Here is a 16,279-nt window from a genome sequence, read left to right as displayed (position 1 = left end):
TGCACTCCTCGCTGACTCACGACATATGTTTGCATTACGGAACAACGCTCCGTAATGCTGCGGAGCGACGCTCCGATAAACAGTATCGCAGGGTGCAGCCTCAGCAAGGAACTTGCCATGACCTCATCAATGATCGACACTCTGAACGGCATCATCGGCGCCGGCGCCCCGGTCGTCTCCGTTGCCCCCGTCGAGTTGTTCGCCCCCGATCGACCTGTCCCGCTGGAAGTACGTGTGTCTGCTCCGGCAGCAGGCACGAACCTCCCCGTTGTGGTGTTCTCCCACGGCAACGGCTGGAACCTCGATGGATACTCGCCACTCACGGCATTCTGGGCATCCCACGGATTCGTGGTGATCCAGCCGACACATCTGGACTCGCGCCGGAACGGTTTCGGGTTCGACCACCCGGTTTTCCCGACGATCTGGACCGAGAGGATCGCGGATCTCACACGCATCCTTGATCAGCTCGACACCATCGAATTTGCCGTGCCCGGGCTTGCCGGCCGCATCGACCGCAGTCGAGTTGCCGCCACTGGTCACTCCTGGGGCGGGCAAACCGCTCAGTCACTCCTCGGAGCAAGGATCTTCGACGAGGCCGGCCAGGTCGGCCAGGACATGTCCGACAGTCGCGTCACCGCGGGAATCCTTTTCGCAGCAACCGGTCTCGGCGGCGAGAACTTGCATCCGTTCGCGCAGGCGAACTTCCCGTTCATGCGCCCCTCGTTCCAGGAACTGACGACGCCGACACTCGTCGTCGCGGGCGACCACGACCAGTCCAAGATGTCCAGCCGCGGACCCGACTGGTTCACCGACGCCTACACGCACAGCCCCGGAGCCACCGACCTCCTGACCTTCTACGGTGCCGAGCACGCACTCGGTGGAATCGTCGGATACGAAGTCGCCGAGACCACTGACGAGAACCCAGAGCGGGTCGCCGCCATCCAACGGATGAGTACTGCCTACCTTCGGACCGCGTTGCGCATCGATGAGAACAGCTGGCCAGCGGCCCGGGCCGCATTCAGCGACAACGCCGACCCGATCGGCCGAGTCGACACCAAGTAATGCGGCAGTGATCCAACTTATTGGCCGAAGTTGAACCTGAGATTCGCATTTATCAAGGTGTTGAGCCGCTTTCGCATGCTGACAACCTCTGCCTCGGGCGGTATCGGATCGTCCAAGAAGAGCGTCCAACGCAGCATCGTGCTGTTTCCGACCGCCTCGATGTCGAATCGGATGACGGCGTCGGGTCGGTCCGGCCAGATCGACGACCAGATCACCAACTCCGGTTCTTCAGCCCTGACGATCTCCGGTGCGATCTCGCTCTCGAGAAGTTCCAGCCAGTGCCGGGCGGGCTGGCGGTACGGATCGATCAATGCCTCGAACATGAAGCGCGCAGGCGGCGGCTGGCTCCGGCGCCTCGTCGCGACTTGCTGCATGACACGAGCGTAACCGCCTCTCAAGGGCATACCTCTGCCTTCACCCTGCAAGATCCACGAAAACCGGGATAAATCGGACACTGTCGGAGGACACTCAGGAGCACATCCGTCTGGGAGGGCCGCTCATGCGTAAACGCCATCAGGTTCTGCTTGCAGTGTCCGCAGCGATCGGACTGTCGCTGACGCCGATCAATGCGTCGGCAACACCGAGCACGGGAGTACACGGAGACCTCGGGCAGGTGACTTTCGACGGCAAGGACTACATCCTGCGCCAGATCACCATCGACCCCGGCGGTTCCACCGGTTGGCACTTCCACGACGGGACGCTCTACGCGCTGATCGCGCAGGGCACGTTGAGCCACTACCGATCCGATTGCTCCGTCGACGGGATCTACAGCGCCGGAAATACTTTGATCGAACCGAGCGGTTCAGATCATGTGCACATCGGAAACAACTCGCAGACAACACCATTGGTGCTCGAGGTCGTCTACGTCAATCCGGCGGGCAGCCCCCTCTCCGAAGATGCTGCGCCTCCTAACTGCCAACTACCCGGCTGACGGGGCAGAAGAGTTAAACCGCACCGGCATCGATTCGAGCCCGGACACGAAGTTGGCCGCACGCCGCTGCAACGGCGCGTCGGTGGCAAGTTCCATGTCCGGCAGCCTGGCGAAGAGTTGCTCGAACATGATCCGTCCCTCCAACCTGGCCAGCTGATTGCCCAGACAGAAATGAGTTCCGAAGCCGAAGGCCACGTGCGGATTCGGTGTGCGGCCGACATCGAACCGTTCGGCGTTCAGGAACACGGACTCGTCGAAATTTGCCGATTCGAAGAGCAGCAGCATCTTCTCACCTGCCTTCAGCTGCGCGCCGAAGAAATCGGTGTCACGGGTCAGGGTTCGAGCCATGTTCTTGATCGGCGAGGACCACCGCAGCATCTCCTCCATTGCCAAGGGAATGGCATCGGGATCGTCGACTAGCTCCCGGCGCTGGTCCGGATGGCGCAGTAGCTGTTCCATGCCGCCGCTGAGCACGTGCCGTGTGGTCTCGTCACCGCCGATCAGGATCAGCAGGGATTCGTTGACGATTTCCTGATCGGAGAGGGCTTCGCCGTCGACCGCACTGTGAATCAACGTGCTCACCAAATCGTCGGCCGGGTCGCTCCTCCGCTCGGCGATGGTTCGCATCATGTACGCGGTGAAATCGACGTACGCAACCATCATGGCCTGCAGTTGATCCTGGGAAGCGTTGCTTCCCAATGCCTTCACCAGATCGTCCGACCACCGCAGAAACAACGCGCGTTCCTCCGGACGGACACCCAACATGTCGCCGATGACGGCCATCGGCAGCGGTGCCGCCAGGTCTGCGACGAAGTCGGCTTCTCCTTTCTCACAGACGGCGTCGATCAGTTGATCGCAGATCTCCCGGATACGGCCGGCCTTGGCTTCGACCTTCTTACGTGTGAAACCCGCATTGACCAAGCGTCGACGTGTGAGGTGCTGCGGGTCGTCCATGTCGATCATCTGCGGCAATGGACCGGTTTCGGGGCGGATGCCACCGGCGTTGGAGAACAGTTCGGGATCCCGCTCGGCTGCGACGACGGCGTCGTAACTCGCGGCCGCGGTGATTCCGTTGGCGTCGTCTCGGTACACGGGCTCGTGATCACGCATCCAGGCGTATGCGTCGCGCACATTCCCGAGGTCTCCGCTGTAGAAGCGTCCGTCGATCAAATCGAAGGTCGGTCTGGTAGCCATCACTCCACCTCTCGCACAACCCTTGCCTCAATAAGTAGAACCTGTTCCTATATAGCGTGGGGCGTTTTCACCGAAGCCGGACCGGAAAACCTCCAGAAGCAGCACGCGAGCCCGCCGGAGCAACGACCAGGAGACACGCATGGACGACGACACCGCCTCAGCGGGCATACCCACTTTCACCGGCACATCGATACTGGTGACCGGCGGCGGTAGTGGCATCGGCCTGGGCATCGCTCGTTCGCTCGTTGCGTCCGGCGCTCACGTCACGATCTGCGGACGCAACAAGGAGAAACTCGATGCTGCCGCCGAATCGATCCGGCAGGCGACTGCCGCAGGATCGGTCAGCGCCTCCCCCGCCGACGTCACGATCGAGACAGACGTCGTCGCCGCTGTCGCCGCGGCGGTGTCCGTCACCGGAAAGCTCGACGGAGTCGTGGCCTGCGCCGGCGGGAACGAAACCATCGCACCGGTCACGCAACTCGACGTCGACGCCTGGCGCCGCACCGTCGACCTCAACGTCACGGGGACCATGCTGACGATCAAGCACGGCGCGCGGGCACTGGTGGCAGGAGGCGGTGGATCCATCGTCGCGATCTCGTCGATCGCCAGCAGCAACACACATCGCTGGTTCGGCGCGTACGGCGTCTCGAAGTCCGGCGTCGACCACCTGGTGCAATTGGCGGCAGACGAACTGGGCGCCAGCAACATTCGTGTCAATGCGATCCGGCCGGGTCTGACCCGAACGGATCTGGTCGCGCTCATCACCGACGGTGGCCCCATCCTGGACGACTACCTGGCCAACACGCCGCTCGAACGCGTCGGCGAGGTCGAGGACGTCGCCGGACTCGCTTCTTTCCTACTCGGACCGCAATCCACCTGGATCACCGGGCAGATCATCAACGTCGACGGAGGCCAAATGCTGCGCCGCGGACCGGATTTCCGCTCGATGCTCGAACCCGTCTACGGCTCCGACGGACTCCGTGGGGTGGTAGCGCCATGAGCTACACGATTCTGGGCAAGAGGGTCGAGATGCCCGTCGAAGTTCGCACCGCGTCTGCCTTCATGGCGTTGTACTCGGTACCGAGCACAACCGCGCAGTCGATCATCGATTACACCGGCTTGACCGTGCTCCAGTACCGTCCTGGCCGGGCGCTGTGCGGCCTGGTTTTTGTCGACTACATCGACGGGGATCTGGGGCCGTACAACGAATTCGGAGTGACGTACATGGTGCGCAGCCACACTGCGCCTCCCGAAACCTCGGTGCTGGGAGATCTACGTTCGCTCGCTGCCGGAACTGCAGGGGCACTCATTCACGAGTTGCCGGTGGACGGCGAGTTCACCAAGGCCGCCGGCCGGGAAATCTGGGGATTCCCGAAGGTGCTCGCCGAGTTCGACACCGAGCACGTCGGCTCGGTCAAGCGCGGATCGGTCTCTCGCGACGGCAAACTCATCACACAGTTGAGTGTGAAATCCGGCGTCAGCGTGCCGGGCGGCGGAGCCAACATGTCGTTGGCCGCGTACTCACATCTCGACGGCGCCACCAGGTGCACGTCGTGGGACATGGCACCGACCGGCGTCAAATCTCGCCCTGGTGGAGCCGAGGTTCAACTGGGCAGTCACCCGATGGCGGCGGAGCTTCGGAAACTGGGACTCCCCCGCCGGGCCCTGATGACCACGACCATCAAGAACCTGGCGATGACGTTCGGGGAGGCCACAACAATCTGAGTGTCGGCCGACGGCACCCCTTTCGGTCACGTGTGACTCGGGCTACACTCCTGGACGGTTGACCAACTCGCGTCAGACCGCCCGAAAGGACACTCGTGCAGATCACCCGACGCACCGTACTGGCAGGCGCTGCCGCCGCACCTGCGCTCGCCGCTCTGTCGACGAACCAGGCCGTCGCAGCTTCGCCGGCACGCACCGTTTCACCCGCACGCACCGACAAGTCGTCGGCGTCACTGCAGGTGGGCGTCGGAATTTCCGACGTGACCGGACCGGTCGCCGAAGTCGGCATGATGGGCTACTCGAGCTTCGACCAACGCGCCGAAGGCCTGCACCAGCGAATGCGCGCACGCGCCTTCATCTTCGAGTCCGGCGGGTCGCGGGTCGCCTACGTGTGCGTCGACAACTGCATGATCTTCCAGTCCGTTCACGACGAGGTCCTGCGCCGACTGGCCGGGAGGTTCGGTGACATCTACACCGAGCGCAACGTCATGTTGACGGCCATCCATTCACACGCGGCATGTGGTGGGGCCTCGCACAACTACGCGTACAACCTCGCAGTTCTCGGCTTCGAACTGCAGGTGTTCGAAGCCGAGGTCAACGGCATGGTCGAGGCGATCAGCGCTGCGCACGAGAACCTGGCGCCAGGCACGGTCCGTTTCGGGCGGTCCGATATCACCGACGCCAGCGTCAACCGATCGCGAGTGGCGTTCGACCTCAACCCCGAAGAGGACAAGGCCTACTACCCCGGTGGCAACGACCACCACATGCGTGTCATGCGGATCAGTCGGGGCAGCAAGGACATCGGAGCGATCAACTGGTTCGCCACCCACTGCGCCTCGCTCACGAACGAGAACCATCTCATCTCCGGGGACAACAAGGGCGCCGCGGCGTACTTCTGGGAGCACGACGACCAGGGCGTGCGCTACCTCGACGGCGACACCAGCTTCATTGCTGCGTTTCCGCAGACCAACAGCGGCGACATGTCACCGAACCTCTTCCTCGAGCCCGGACGCGGACCGACCGAAGACGAATTCGAGAACGCACGCATCATCGGGCTGCGCCAGGTAGCGGCAGCTCGAACTGCCTTCGACGCGGCGTCCGACACCGTCACCGGTGGCGTCGACAGTCGGATCATGTACCTGGACATGGCAAATCAGGTGGTGAGCGGAAGATTCACCCCCGACGGACGCGAGCACCGCACCGCTCCGGCCGCGATCGGCGCGGCAATGAGCGCCGGAAGCGTCGAGGACGGACCGGCAATCCCGATCTTCCCCGAGGGCACCCGAAACCCCATGATCGACGCCCTGGGCGGTATGGATGCTCCTGTGCCTCAATGGCTTCAGGATGCACAGGCGCCCAAACTCGTAGTCGTTCCGGTCGGCCTGCTGCCACCGGGAGGATGGGTGCCGAACGTACTCAAGATCCAGATCCTGCGGATCGGTCAGTTCTACATCGTCGGTGGCCCTGCGGAATTCACCATCGTCTCCGGATTACGAGTGCGTCGAACCGTCGCCGAGGAGCTTGGGGTTCCCCTCGAGAACGTCATCTTCCAGGGATACGCGAACTCGTACTCGAGCTACTGCACCACACCACAGGAATACGATTCGCAGCAGTACGAGGGCGGTTCGACGATGTTCGGTCGTTACACACTGCCGGCCTATCAGCAGGGGTATGCCGCCCTTGCAGCCGCGATGCGCGACGGCACCGAACCTCCTCGCGGCCCCGCTCCGGCCGACCTGTCCGGGTTCCAACCCAGCTTCGGACCTGGCGTCGACTTCGACGAGCCCTTGCCGGGAACACAATTCGGCGACGCAACCGTCCAACCCGGCGACACCTCACCGGGTGGGCAGGTTGCCGTCGAGTTCGTCACCGGCCACCCCAAGAACGACACTCACCGAAACGGGACCTTCTACGAGATCCAGCGCAATACCGGCGGATCCTGGACACGGGTCGCCGACGACAACGACTGGTCCACCAAACTGCACTGGCGCCGGGTCGGGAGCAACGGTTCCGTCGTGCGCATCACGTGGGATGTTCCGGCCGATACTCCGGCGGGTACGTATCGAGTCCAACACTTCGGTGCGTCGAAGGCTCGGGGTAGCGGCGCGATCACGCCTTTCTCCGGGGTGACCGCCGAATTCCGCCTCACCTGACCCGCGTGAACGTATCGCTCCCCTTGTTGGACAAGGGGAGCGATACGTTCACGCGATGGGGTCAGAGCGCAGTGGACAGGTTCAGGCGGCGGTCGGGTGCAGCGAGGTGCTCGACGTCGACTGCTCTGACGCTGCCGGGCGGTCGATCTTCGCCGCGACGAGCAAGACCAGCAGACCGGCGACAGTGACTGCCGCTCCCATCCAGATCGGGGAGGTGAAGCCGAGTCCCGCGGCGATGGTGATTCCGCCCAGCCATGCCCCGAGTGCGTTGCCGACGTTGAAGGCGGCGATGTTGGCACCCGATGCCATGGTCGGTGCTGCCGACGCGTAGTTCATGATCCGCATCTGCAACCCGGGTACCGTCGCAAAACCGAAGGCGCCCATGAAGAACAGTGAGATCACTGTCATGACCTTGCTCTCCGCGGTGGCGGCGAACACGATCAGAACGACGGTCAGGATCGCGAGAATCCAGACCAGCGCCTTCGTGAGCGAACGGTCGGCCGCCTTGGCGCCGAGGAAGTTACCGACGAACAGGCCCGAGCCGAAGAGGATGAGCAGCCACGGAACGCTGGACGTCGCGAAGCCGGTGACCTCGGTGAGGGTGAAGGCGATGTAGGTGAAGGCTCCGAACATTCCGCCGTAGCCGAGGATGGTGATGGCGATCGAGAGCCATACCTGCTTGTTGCGGAATGCCCCCAACTCTCCGCGCAATCCGCCACCGGTCGTGCTGGCGGGCGTCGTCGGGACGAGTGCTGCAATTCCGATCAGGGCGATGACGCCGATGACGGTGATGGCCCAGAACGTCGAGCGCCATCCGAGTTGCTGGCCCAGCAGCGTGCCGAACGGAACGCCCAGAACGTTGGCGATGGTCAGGCCCGCGAACATCATCGCGATGGCGCCGGCGCGCTTGTTGGGCGCGACCATGTCGGCGGCAACCACCGAGCCGATTCCGAAGAACGCACCGTGGCACAGCGCCGCGACGATGCGTCCGCCCATCATGACCTCGTAGGAGGGAGCGAGCGCGGACATCAGGTTGCCGATGATGAACAGCACCATGAGCGAGAGAAGGACCTTCTTGCGCTCGAAGCGGGTGACGGCAGCGGTCAGGAGGATCGCGCCGATCGCCACCGACAGTGCGTAGCCCGAGATCAGGTAGCCCGCGACGGACTCGGTGACCTCGAAATCAGCCGAGACCTCGGGCAGGAGGCCCATGATGACAAATTCGGTGAGGCCGATCCCGAACCCGCCCATAGCGAGGGCAATGAGACCCAATGGCATCTCGATGTTCCTTTCACAGATTTACGCGTAAGCCGTTAGCGGGCGTGTGCAGTAGTTGCAGGCGCGCTATAAATAGTTGCATGCGCGCGCTACATGCGCAAGCTGGTAACCTGGAGTCGCAGGAAACGGACAAGGAGAATCACATGGGGATCGCCGACGACGCCGTCGAAATCCGTTCGCAAGGGTGGCGCACGCTCGCAGCACTGCACGGCGCTCTCGACACCGAACTGGAACGCGCGCTCCAGCGTGAGCACAAACTGTCCGTCGTCGAATACACCGTCCTCGACGCGTTGAGCCGCCAGGACGGCTGGCACATGCGGATGGCTCAGTTGGCTCGCGCTGCCGCACTGAGCAGCAGCGCCACGACGCGCTTGGTCAATCGACTCGAAGATCGAGGACTATTGACGCGCATCCTGTGCGCCGACGACCGTCGAGGCATCTACACCGAGCTGACGCCGGCCGGCCGCGAGCTTCTCGAAAGCGCACGGCCGACGCACGACGCCACCCTCGAGGCGGCGCTCGACGAGGCATGCAAGACACCCGAACTCGCGCCACTGGTGCGCGCCCTCCACAAGCTTCCCGTCGGCTAGAAGTCTGCCGGAAGCAGGGCACGCTCTTTGATGCCCGAGACCACCTGAGCGACAAACACACTCACATCGACGACCACCCGCCCACCACGCGCGGGGACCAGAACGTCGACGGTGCCGCCGTGCACCTCGTTGTCCCCGATCACCGCGATGTACGGGTCACGGTGAGTGCGTGCCTCGCGGATGCGACGTCCCAACGATCCGTCAGGCGCGATCGCCACTCGAACATCGCGAGCCTCGAGATCGGCCCGCAAACGCTCGGCCTCAACCTGGTGCCGGTCGCCGACGGGCAGAATCGAGACTTGGTTGGGTGCCAGCCACGGCGGCATCCGCCCTTCGAACCTTTCGATCAAAAGCGCAGTCATGCGTTCCATCGATCCGAGCAAGCCCCGATGGATCATGACGGGGCGAGCCTTGGATCCGTCCTCAGCGGTGTACTCGAGGTCGAACCGCTCCGGTTGATTGAAGTCGAGTTGCACGGTCGAGAGTGTTTCCTCGCGGCCGTGCGCGTCTCGCACCTGGACGTCGATCTTGGGACCGTAGAACGCTGCCTCCCCCTTCGCTTCCACGTACTCGATCGAGCGTTCATTCAGCGCCCCGCGAAGGTGATCCTCGGCGTCCGCCCACTGCTCGTCGGTGCCGAGGTACTGCCCCTCTCCCCCTCTGATCGAGAGGCGGTACTTCCGTTCGGCAATCCCCAGAGTCGAGTAGCAGCGCTCGATCGCGTCGAGCGCGACTATCACTTCCGCTTGCACTTGTTCACGACTACAGAAGACATGTGCGTCGTCGAGATTGATCTGCCAGACTCGACTCAATCCGCTGAGAACTCCGGAGAGTTCGCTACGGAACATCGAGCCGAGTTCACGAACGCGGAAAGGTAGCTCGCGATAACTACGACCGCGAGCGGCGAATACCTGAGCGTGATGGGGACAGTTAGCCGGACGAAGGAGAAATGACTCTCCGCCTATCTTCATTTCGGGAAACATGTCGTCCGAGAACTTGGACCAATGCCCAGATCTCTCGTACAACTCTTTCTTCGCCATAACGGGGGTATAGACACCCCGGCATCCGGATCGCGCTGCTTGTTCGGCGGCGAGCTTGTCGAGTTCGTTCCTGATGATCGCGCCGTCCGGTAACCAGAGTGGGAGGCCGGCCCCGACGGTGGGGGTGGTGGCGAAAAACTCCAGGTCGCGCCCGAGTTCGCGGTGGTCAACGCTCATGAGAGCTCTCCGAATCGTTCAAGGGGAGACGCACACGGAGCGACGAAACAGGAAAGCCCCGGGGCGATAACTCCCGGGGCTGAAAGGGTTCGGTCAGCAGTTGCTAAACGATGCGCCGGAAGAGAACCGGCGTCGTCGTGTTGTGCGCAATACTGACCATGTACGTGAGGTTACATCAACTTCCTACCCACCTACAGCCCGAATTGTCGGGCCTCTATGCTGACGCAACTGGGAAGGCGCAGCAGTAGCCAACGAAACACCCACGAAGAGCGAAGTTTCGGCAATCATGTCCGAACGTGAGGTTCTCGGATATGAGGAGGATGTGCGACGGTGCCGGACCACTTGCTCGAACAGTTGATCACCATTCCTTTGTTCACGGGAATCATCGGGTACATCACCAATTGGTCGGGCGTCCTGATGCTTTTTGCGCCGATCAACTTCCACGGGATCAAAGTGCCCGGCCTCAAACTGCTCTTCCCGTTCCTCCCCCGGCGCGTCCAGGTGATCCCGGCGATCACGAGCGACGGCCGATTCGGCTGGCAAGGCATCGTCCCCTCGAGGGCGGAGAAGATGGCGTCGATCGCCGTCGACAAATCCCTCGCGAAAGTCGGCAGCATCGCCGACTTCTACCGCGTTCTGGACCCGGACAGCATCGCCGAGCACTTGGTGAACATCTCGCGCAGTGAAGTGCGCGGTGTGGTCACCAGAATCATGACGGCCGAGAATCCTCAGCTCTGGCACAACCTTCCGACGTCGGTGAAGGAAGCCGTCTTCCGCAAAGTGGAGGACGATCTGCCGGCCAGCGTGCGCATGATCACCGACCGCATCGAAGAGGACATCGACGAGTTCATCGACGCGAAGCTGATGGTGATCCGCTACCTCTCTTCGCACCCCAAACTGCTCAACGACATCTTCCGCACGATGGGCAACAAAGAGCTCAGGTTCATGCAGAACTTCGGCTTCTACTTCGGCTTCCCGATGGGCTTCGTGCTCGTCGGGATCCTCCACCTGGTTCCGCAGTGGTGGGTGCTTCCCATCGGCGGTGTGATCATCGGATACATCGTGAACTACCTCGGCATCACGATGATCTTCGAACCGATCACCCCCAGCCGTTGGGTGCCGTGGCGGCAGGGACTCTTCCTGAAACGCCGCACCGAGATCATCGCCGGGTACGCAAAAACCCTCGCCGATCACGTCGTAACGCTCGAGAACATCGGCACCGAACTCCTCGAAGGTCCCCGCTCGGACCGAACGCGGCGGATGCTCGATCAGGTACTGCGCGAATCCGTCGACGACGCAGCCGGCTGGGCAAAGTCAGTGGTCAAGATGACAGTCGGTTCGCAGAGCTACAAGCGTCTGCCCGGCCTGGCCACCACCGAAGTGCTCGACCTGTACCCCCGGGTCTTCGAGGACGCGGAGTTCGCCGAGAACCAGTCGGAGAAGATTCGTGTCTTCGTCACCGAACGCATGAGCATCCTTTCACCGGAAGATTTCAGCGAACTACTACGCTCAGCCGTCAAGCAGGACGAGTGGCTGTTGTTCGTACACGGGGCCGTGCTGGGCTCGTTTGCCGGTTTCCTACACCTCGCAATATTCGGAGTATGAGCATGAGTGAGCACGACCATCGCATGATCGTCGAAGCGGAATCGTACGACTGGGCTGCGGACATCACGCCGGTCGAATCCGTCGAAAAGCGTCTGATCCGTAGCCTCGTCGGGCTGACCGCCACGACGACGCTCACGTCGATCAAGCTGACGGGTTGGGCTTTCGGAACGGCGAAGGAGGCGACGCGGCAGATCGTTCAGGCTGCGGCCGAAGCCGCGGCAGAGGCCGCTGAATCGGCCAATGTTCAATCCGAACGTCGGGCCGAGAACTCCAACGGAGACGGCTCGCGGACCGAGAACCTACGGGCAGCAATGGCAACTCGAACCAATCGCAAGCAGAGCGTCGAGGCCACTCTCGCGGCGCTGCGGGCACGTGGCGACAGATTGCTGGACCGTTCCGCGGACGTGACCGATCGTGACGATCTGCACCCGGCCTACGACCGGATCCTCGACGAGATCGCGCCCGACGAAGCCCGAATTCTTCGGCTGTTGGCCACCTCCGGTGCGCAACCGAGCGTGGACGTACGCACGGCGCGGCCGTTCGGCGTCGGCTCGGAGATGATCGACGAGGGTCTGTCGATGATCGGAGAACTGGCGGGATGTCGCCATCTGGACCGCATCAGCGCGTACCTGAACAACCTGCATCGGCTCGGTTTGGTGGCGTTCTCACGCGAGCCCGTCGAGGCCGACCGGTACCAGGTGGTCGAGGTACAGCCGTCGGTGATCGAGGCGGTCAAGCGAGCCGGACGATCCAACAAGATAGTGCGTCGTAGCATCCTGCTGACGCCGTTCGGTGACGACTTCTGTCATACCTGTTTTTCGCTGTAGGGCCTCCGGCCCTGTGCGCCTTTTTGGTAGTTACCACTACCAAAAAGGCGCACAGGGGGCTTGCCCCCTACAGCCAGGTATCTTCTGTCGTGGTCGTCAGGAACGCTTCCAGATCGTCACGCCAGGTAGCCGGAACAGTCTTGTCCGGCTCGATGCCCGTGTACTGCCCGCGATAGAAGAGCAGCGGGCGTTCGGTCTTGATCTCACTCATCGACGACACCCGACCGAAGACGACGTAGTGATCGCCGCCGTCGTGCACGGTTTCCACCGTGCAGTCGATGTGTGCAAGGGACTTGTCGATGATCGGCGAGCCCAGAGGCGATGGCGTCCAATCGATGCCGGCGAACTTGTCCGGCTCACGTGACCCGAAACGAGCACACACCGCCTGCTGTTCCTCCGCCAACACGTTGACGGCGAACTTACCGGTCCGCTCGATTGCCGCCCACGACCGAGAACCCTTGGTGGGGCAGAACAACACCAAAGGCGGGTCGAGTGACAGGGCCGCGAAAGACTGACATGCGAACCCGACAGGCTCACCGTCGTCGACTGTCGTGATGATGGTGATACCCGTGCAGAATTGCCCGAGAACCGTGCGGAACTGGCGTGGATCGATCGCCTGCTCCGCACTCACCGACGCGTCGGGCGAACTCACGGCTTCATTCCCACCGTGAAGTCGTGACCCCACAGGCTCACGGCCGTGCTTTCCCTCGCGATCCAGTTTTCGTCCTCGACCTCTAGCCCCTCACAACCGAATTCGATGTCGAACCCGCCTGGAGTCTTCATGTAGAACGAGAGCATCTCGTCGTTGACGTGGCGACCGAGAGTCGCCGACATCTTGACCTTCTTGCGCAGTGCCCGGTCGAGGCACAGTCCGACGTCGTCGGAGTTCTCCACTTCGAGCATCAGGTGCACGATGCCCGTCGGGTTGGGCAACGGCAGGAACGCCAAGCTGTGGTGACGCGGGTTGCAGCCGAGGAACCTCAGCCACGCCGGGTCGCCGTCCGCGGGCCGGCCGACCATCTGCGGAGGCAGACGCATCGAGTCGCGAAGCTTGAATCCGAGTACGTCGCGGTAGAACCGCAGCGAAGCATCGTCGTCATCGGTGGTGAGCACGACGTGGCCGAGGCCCTGCTCACCCGTCACGAACCTGTGCCCGTACGGGCTCACGATCCGGCGGTGTTCGAGAGCAGCTCCGTGGAACACCTCGAGGGAGTTGCCCGAGGTGTCCTCGAACGCGATCATCTCGACGACGCGACGGTCCTTGAGCTGCTCCGCCGTGCCTTCCTTGAACGGAACACCGGCTGCCGACAACCTGTCACGGATATCCTGCAGCTCAGCGGCATTCGCGGTTTCCCAACCCGAGACGAGCAGACGGTCCGTGTCGTTCGGAACGATGACAAGGCGCGCCGGGAAGTCGTCCATACGCAGATACAGCGATTCCGCGTCGACGCCCTTGCCCTCGATCATTCCGAGGATCTTGAGTCCGTATTCGCGCCACGCAGCCATGTCGGTGGCCCCGATGCGCATGTACGCCAGAGATCGAATACCCATCATTTACCTCCGTCGAGCAGGAAGTCGGTTGCGAGCCGGTTGAATTCGTCGAACTTCTCGAGCTGCGCCCAGTGACCGCAACCGCCGAAGACGTGGAGCTGCGCGCGCGGGATCATCTTGAGCGCGACCAGTGCGCCGTCGAGAGGGTTGACCCGATCCTCACGGCCCCAGATCAGCAACACACGCTGACGAAGCTTGTACGCCTCGCGCCAGAGCATGCCGAGCTCGAAGTCACCGCTGGAGAAGGACTTACCCATCGCCTTGGCCGCAGCCAGCGACTCGGGAGTGCTGGCGGCAGCAAAACGTTCGTCGACGAGTTCCGGCGTGATCAGCTTCTGATCGAAGACCATGATCCGCAGGAATGCTTCGAGGTTTTCTCGGGTGGGCTGGTAGCTGAACTTTCCGAGGTTCTTGACGCCCTCGGTGGGGTCCGGCGCAAACAGGTTGACACTCAGACCGCCGGGGCCCATCAGAACGAGGCGACCCGCACGGTCCGGGTAGTCGAGCGCAAAGCGAACAGCAGCGCCACCACCGAGCGAATTGCCCAGCAGATCAACGCGACCGGTGATCTCGAGCGTGTCCAGGAGATCGTTGAGCGCCGACGCACTGTGCACGAAGTACTGCGGATGCTCCGTCGGCTTGTCGGACTGCCCGTAACCGGGCTGATCGACCGCGATGACGTGAAAGCTCTTCGCCAACACCGGAATGTTGCGGGCGAAGTTAGACCACGACGACGCGCCTGGGCCACCGCCGTGCAGCAGCACGATGGTCTTGTCGTTTCCGACGCCCGCCTCGTGGAAGTGCAGTTTCAGATCGGGGCGCACTTGCGCGAACCGTGAAGTGGACTCGTAGGTGAGGGCTTCTTCGGTGGTTGTCACTGAGCCTCCTCTAGACCATCGTGTCGGTGATCGGCAGACCGAATTCGCCGGTTCCGAACATGACGTAGGCGCGTTCGGGATCGTTGGCGGCGTGGACGCGACCAGCGTGAGCATCGCGCCAGAAACGCTGAATAGGAGTGCCGTTCTGCAGCGCCGTGGCGCCGGAGTTCTCGAAGAGCTTGTCGATCGAGGCGATCGCGCGGCCCGTGGCGCGCACCTGGTCACGTCGAGCGCGCAGCCGCAGTTCCATCGGAACCTCTTCGCCCGCAAGGATCAACGCGTACTCGTCGGCGACGTTGCCGGAGAGCTGACGCCACGCGGCGTCGATGTCGCTGGACGCCTCCGCGATGCGCACCTTGGCAAACGGATCGTCCTTCGACTTCTCGCCGGCGAACGCAGCGCGCACACGCTTGCCCTGGTGCTCGACGTGCGCTTCGTAAGCTCCGTAAGCCATTCCGACGATCGGTGCCGAGATCGTCGTGGGGTGAATGGTTCCCCACGGCATCTTGTAGACCGGCGCGGTGTTGTTCTCGAGGCCCGGGGCGGTCAGTTCGCTCATCGCCCGGAAACTCAGAACGCGATGCTTGGGAACAAAAACATCCTTGACCACAACGGTATTGGAGCCGGTTCCACGCAGACCGACCACATTCCACACGTCGTCGATCTGGTAGTCCTCGCGAGGAATCAGGTAGCTCACGAAATCGACTGCGCGGCCGTCCTTGAACACCGGACCACCGAGAACGGCCCAGCTGGCGTGGTCACAACCCGAAGACCACGCCCACGCACCGTTGACTTTGTATCCACCCTCGACTACTTCACCCATACCCATCGGGGCGTAAGAGGACGAGATGCGAACGTCAGTGTCGTTGCCCCACACGTCTTCCTGTGCCTGCTGAGAGAAGAGGGCGAGGTGCCAGTTGTGTACCCCGATGATCGAGGAGACCCACCCTGTGGAACCACACGCGCTGGCGATCTTCTTGACCGCGGAGTAGAACAGCACCGGATCGGCTTCGTATCCGCCCCACTGCTTCGGCTGCAGCAAGCGGAAGAAGCCTGTTTCCTGAAGAGCCTTGATGGACTCGTCGGGGATACGACGCAGATCCTCGGTCTCCTGTGCGCGCTCGCGCAGTGCCGGCAGTAGTGCGTCGAGCCTCTGCATCACCTCGTGGCTGTCATGGTTACCCACTTCGACGCTCCCGTCTTCCTCGATCGGTTGGTTCACTTACACTTGAGACTAGAACACGTTCTCTTTTCTGTCGAGACGCTGA

The 16,279-nt window shown here is 62.6% G+C and carries 16 protein-coding genes; 8 read left to right on the top strand and 8 right to left on the bottom strand.

Annotation, left to right across the window (positions count from 1 at the left end):
• Positions 1 to 117: 117 nt before the first annotated feature.
• Positions 118 to 1,062, top strand: a complete 945-nt coding sequence (locus ACVZUB_RS04090; protein WP_165638607.1) for an alpha/beta hydrolase family protein — start codon at positions 118 to 120, stop codon at positions 1,060 to 1,062.
• 17 nt (positions 1,063 to 1,079) lie between these two features.
• Here ACVZUB_RS04090 and ACVZUB_RS04085 read toward each other — a convergent pair whose 3' ends face one another.
• Complete coding sequence (locus ACVZUB_RS04085) at positions 1,080 to 1,436, bottom strand: hypothetical protein (protein ID WP_039973407.1); 357 nt, start codon at positions 1,434 to 1,436, stop codon at positions 1,080 to 1,082.
• 125 nt (positions 1,437 to 1,561) lie between these two features.
• Between ACVZUB_RS04085 and ACVZUB_RS04080 the strand changes: the two genes are divergently transcribed.
• A complete protein-coding gene (locus ACVZUB_RS04080) occupies positions 1,562 to 1,993 on the top strand; it encodes a cupin domain-containing protein (protein WP_482628158.1) in 432 nt (143 codons plus the stop codon).
• Here the strand turns inward: ACVZUB_RS04080 and ACVZUB_RS04075 are convergent.
• Positions 1,982 to 3,187 carry a cytochrome P450 gene (locus tag ACVZUB_RS04075; protein ID WP_007734124.1) on the bottom strand — a complete coding sequence of 402 codons (1,206 nt, stop codon included), beginning with the start codon at positions 3,185 to 3,187 and terminating at the stop codon, positions 1,982 to 1,984. The genes ACVZUB_RS04080 and ACVZUB_RS04075 overlap by 12 nt on opposite strands.
• Before the next feature lie 139 nt (positions 3,188 to 3,326).
• Between ACVZUB_RS04075 and ACVZUB_RS04070 the strand changes: the two genes are divergently transcribed.
• From ACVZUB_RS04070 to ACVZUB_RS04060, 3 genes are all read left to right on the top strand, one after another.
• Positions 3,327 to 4,187 carry an SDR family oxidoreductase gene (locus tag ACVZUB_RS04070; protein ID WP_075832148.1) on the top strand — a complete coding sequence of 287 codons (861 nt, stop codon included), beginning with the start codon at positions 3,327 to 3,329 and terminating at the stop codon, positions 4,185 to 4,187.
• Positions 4,184 to 4,912: an acetoacetate decarboxylase family protein gene (locus tag ACVZUB_RS04065; protein ID WP_042920495.1), complete on the top strand. Its 729-nt coding sequence runs from the start codon at positions 4,184 to 4,186 to the stop codon at positions 4,910 to 4,912. Before ACVZUB_RS04070 ends, ACVZUB_RS04065 begins: the two co-directional genes overlap by 4 nt.
• 95 nt (positions 4,913 to 5,007) lie before the next feature.
• On the top strand, positions 5,008 to 7,065 hold the full coding sequence (locus tag ACVZUB_RS04060; RefSeq protein WP_482628157.1) for a neutral/alkaline ceramidase: 2,058 nt from the start codon (positions 5,008 to 5,010) through the stop codon (positions 7,063 to 7,065).
• 81 nt (positions 7,066 to 7,146) lie between these two features.
• On the opposite strand, the gene ACVZUB_RS04055 is transcribed toward ACVZUB_RS04060, so the two are convergent.
• Complete coding sequence (locus ACVZUB_RS04055; RefSeq protein ID WP_482628156.1) at positions 7,147 to 8,343, bottom strand: MFS transporter; 1,197 nt, start codon at positions 8,341 to 8,343, stop codon at positions 7,147 to 7,149.
• A 143-nt stretch (positions 8,344 to 8,486) separates the two neighbouring features.
• Between ACVZUB_RS04055 and ACVZUB_RS04050 the strand changes: the two genes are divergently transcribed.
• Positions 8,487 to 8,933 (top strand): MarR family winged helix-turn-helix transcriptional regulator, encoded by a 447-nt coding sequence (locus ACVZUB_RS04050; RefSeq protein WP_083056039.1) that lies wholly within the window; start codon positions 8,487 to 8,489, stop codon positions 8,931 to 8,933.
• Here ACVZUB_RS04050 and thrS read toward each other — a convergent pair.
• Positions 8,930 to 10,150 carry a threonine--tRNA ligase gene (gene thrS, locus ACVZUB_RS04045; protein WP_083056037.1) on the bottom strand — a complete coding sequence of 407 codons (1,221 nt, stop codon included), beginning with the start codon at positions 10,148 to 10,150 and terminating at the stop codon, positions 8,930 to 8,932. The genes ACVZUB_RS04050 and thrS overlap by 4 nt on opposite strands.
• Before the next feature lie 330 nt (positions 10,151 to 10,480).
• On the opposite strand from thrS, the gene ACVZUB_RS04040 reads away from it, so the two are divergent.
• Both ACVZUB_RS04040 and ACVZUB_RS04035 read left to right on the top strand, forming a co-directional pair.
• Positions 10,481 to 11,755, top strand: coding sequence for a DUF445 domain-containing protein (locus ACVZUB_RS04040; protein WP_007734105.1), 1,275 nt, complete (start codon positions 10,481 to 10,483; stop codon positions 11,753 to 11,755).
• A 2-nt stretch (positions 11,756 to 11,757) separates the two neighbouring features.
• Positions 11,758 to 12,582: an Abi-alpha family protein gene (locus tag ACVZUB_RS04035; protein ID WP_003945623.1), complete on the top strand. Its 825-nt coding sequence runs from the start codon at positions 11,758 to 11,760 to the stop codon at positions 12,580 to 12,582.
• Positions 12,583 to 12,649: 67 nt separating this feature from the next.
• Here the strand turns inward: ACVZUB_RS04035 and hsaB are convergent, their stop codons facing one another.
• Genes hsaB through hsaA form a run of 4 tightly spaced genes read right to left on the bottom strand, consistent with a single transcriptional unit; the run spans position 12,650 to position 16,197 of the window.
• Positions 12,650 to 13,234: a 3-hydroxy-9,10-secoandrosta-1,3,5(10)-triene-9,17-dione monooxygenase reductase subunit gene (gene hsaB, locus ACVZUB_RS04030; RefSeq protein WP_003945677.1), complete on the bottom strand. Its 585-nt coding sequence runs from the start codon at positions 13,232 to 13,234 to the stop codon at positions 12,650 to 12,652.
• Positions 13,231 to 14,133: an iron-dependent extradiol dioxygenase HsaC gene (gene hsaC, locus ACVZUB_RS04025; RefSeq protein ID WP_003945585.1), complete on the bottom strand. Its 903-nt coding sequence runs from the start codon at positions 14,131 to 14,133 to the stop codon at positions 13,231 to 13,233. The genes hsaB and hsaC overlap by 4 nt, the downstream gene beginning before the upstream one ends.
• On the bottom strand, positions 14,133 to 15,011 hold the full coding sequence (gene hsaD, locus ACVZUB_RS04020; protein ID WP_003945808.1) for a 4,5:9,10-diseco-3-hydroxy-5,9,17-trioxoandrosta-1(10),2-diene-4-oate hydrolase: 879 nt from the start codon (positions 15,009 to 15,011) through the stop codon (positions 14,133 to 14,135). Before hsaD ends, hsaC begins: the two co-directional genes overlap by 1 nt.
• 10 nt (positions 15,012 to 15,021) lie before the next feature.
• Entirely contained in the window at positions 15,022 to 16,197 is a 1,176-nt protein-coding gene (gene hsaA, locus ACVZUB_RS04015; RefSeq protein ID WP_039973406.1) for a 3-hydroxy-9,10-secoandrosta-1,3,5(10)-triene-9,17-dione monooxygenase oxygenase subunit, read from the bottom strand.
• Positions 16,198 to 16,279 lie beyond the last annotated feature (82 nt).

The organism is Rhodococcus sp. OS5 (assembly GCF_056837585.1).
The sequence above is the reverse complement of the archived record's forward strand: the minus strand, read 5'-3'. Positions and strand labels throughout refer to the sequence as shown.

Bases quoted from the DNA above. Each gene is read 5' to 3' on its own strand.
- ACVZUB_RS04090 (WP_165638607.1), top strand. From the start codon at position 118: ATGACCTCATCAATGATCGACACTCTGAACGGCATCATCGGCGCCGGC.
- ACVZUB_RS04085 (WP_039973407.1), bottom strand. From the start codon at position 1,436: ATGCAGCAAGTCGCGACGAGGCGCCGGAGCCAGCCGCCGCCTGCGCGC.
- ACVZUB_RS04080 (WP_482628158.1), top strand. From the start codon at position 1,562: ATGCGTAAACGCCATCAGGTTCTGCTTGCAGTGTCCGCAGCGATCGGA.
- ACVZUB_RS04075 (WP_007734124.1), bottom strand. From the start codon at position 3,187: ATGGCTACCAGACCGACCTTCGATTTGATCGACGGACGCTTCTACAGC.
- ACVZUB_RS04070 (WP_075832148.1), top strand. From the start codon at position 3,327: ATGGACGACGACACCGCCTCAGCGGGCATACCCACTTTCACCGGCACA.
- ACVZUB_RS04065 (WP_042920495.1), top strand. From the start codon at position 4,184: ATGAGCTACACGATTCTGGGCAAGAGGGTCGAGATGCCCGTCGAAGTT.
- ACVZUB_RS04055 (WP_482628156.1), bottom strand. From the start codon at position 8,343: ATGCCATTGGGTCTCATTGCCCTCGCTATGGGCGGGTTCGGGATCGGC.
- ACVZUB_RS04050 (WP_083056039.1), top strand. From the start codon at position 8,487: ATGGGGATCGCCGACGACGCCGTCGAAATCCGTTCGCAAGGGTGGCGC.
- thrS (WP_083056037.1), bottom strand. From the start codon at position 10,150: ATGAGCGTTGACCACCGCGAACTCGGGCGCGACCTGGAGTTTTTCGCC.
- ACVZUB_RS04035 (WP_003945623.1), top strand. From the start codon at position 11,758: ATGAGTGAGCACGACCATCGCATGATCGTCGAAGCGGAATCGTACGAC.
- hsaC (WP_003945585.1), bottom strand. From the start codon at position 14,133: ATGGGTATTCGATCTCTGGCGTACATGCGCATCGGGGCCACCGACATG.